Here is a 1,360-nt window from a genome sequence, read left to right as displayed (position 1 = left end):
TATCTATTCAATTCATACGGGAGGACTATTTATGAACAGACGTACCTTTAATCCAGATCAAATCAGACAACTTGAAGCGAATCCCCACGTAGCCTCGGTATCGGATCGCACCATCCAATACAAGGGAGAATTCAAGATTTACGCTGTACATGAGAATTTAGCTGGGAAACGACCAATACAAATCTTTGAGGAGAGCGGCTTCGACTTGGTCATGATCGGTAAGCAAACGACGAACGAAGCGTTGAAGCGATGGCGGAAGACATATCGTATTTATGGGGAAGAAGGACTCCTGAATGAGAGACGTGGAAAATCAAATCTTGGTGGTCGACCGAAAAAAGACGATTCCATCGAACGACTTCTTGCGAAAGCTGAAGCACGGATCAAGTACCTCACGGCGGAGAACGAATTACTAAAAAAGCTAGAAGCTCTCGAAAGAGAGGCGAAGCACCGAAGCTAACAGCGTCTGAGCGCTATCAGGCAATTAATATTGTTGTAAGAAAATTATCGACGAGTCGGTTCGTCACAGATCTCTGCACGCTCGCTGAGGTGAGTCGCAGTGGTTATTACGCCTGGCTTGCGCGTACGGACAGTGACTCCCTTCGGGAAGAACGCGACTATGCGGACTACCTTCTTCTAAAACGTGTTCACGACCGTCACGACAAGAAGATTGGCTATCGTGGTCTTTACATGGAAATGCTTGATCTTATGGGGGGGCCGATGAATCATAAGCGTATTCTTCGTATCATGAGAAAGTTTGGGATCGTGACGAAAATCCGCAGGCAGAACCCCTACCGTAAAATCGCCAAAGCGACATATGAACATAAGACTGTGCCGAACCACTTGAACCGCCGGTTCAAGCAAGTAGAGCCAGGTAAAGTGTTCGTCACAGACATCACCTATCTCCGAATTGGGTCTGGTCAAACTGCCTATCTCTCTTGCGTGAAGGATGTCGCTACACGTGAAATTGTGGCACATCATGTATCAATGAGCCTCCGGATGGAACTCGTCCTTCATACGACGAATAAACTCGCAGAACGACTTCAAGGGAATACACATCCGGAAGCCATGATACACTCCGATCAAGGTTTCCATTATACGCATCCTGCTTATCAAGCACGGATTCGTGAGATGGGGATGGTTCAATCCATGTCACGTCGAGGAAACTGCCTGGATAATGCCCCGATGGAATCATTCTTTGGGCACTTGAAAGATTATGTCGATTATCAATTAGCATCTGACCTCGATGAGGTCTGCGCTATGGTCGATGTATACATTGACTATTACAATAGCGAACGAAGACAATGGAAACTACAAAAGATGACTCCGGCACAATACCGAAGCCATCTCATAGCAGCTTAAA

The 1,360-nt window shown here is 46.5% G+C and carries 1 protein-coding gene; it reads left to right on the top strand.

Annotated features, from left to right (window positions below; all coding sequences use genetic code 11):
- Positions 1 to 31 precede the first annotated feature (31 nt).
- Positions 32 to 1,359, top strand: a protein-coding gene (locus KNP99_RS15105) for an IS3 family transposase (RefSeq protein WP_369834825.1) whose coding sequence is annotated in 2 segments (ribosomal slippage) — positions 32 to 401 and positions 401 to 1,359 — 1,329 coding nt in all. Because the reading frame shifts where the segments join, the coding sequence is not laid out codon by codon here.
- Position 1,360 lies beyond the last annotated feature (1 nt).

This window comes from Exiguobacterium sp. s95 (assembly GCF_018618655.1).
GTDB lineage: Bacteria > Bacillota > Bacilli > Exiguobacteriales > Exiguobacteriaceae > Exiguobacterium_A > Exiguobacterium_A oxidotolerans.
The sequence above is the reverse complement of the archived record's forward strand: the minus strand, read 5'-3'. Positions and strand labels throughout refer to the sequence as shown.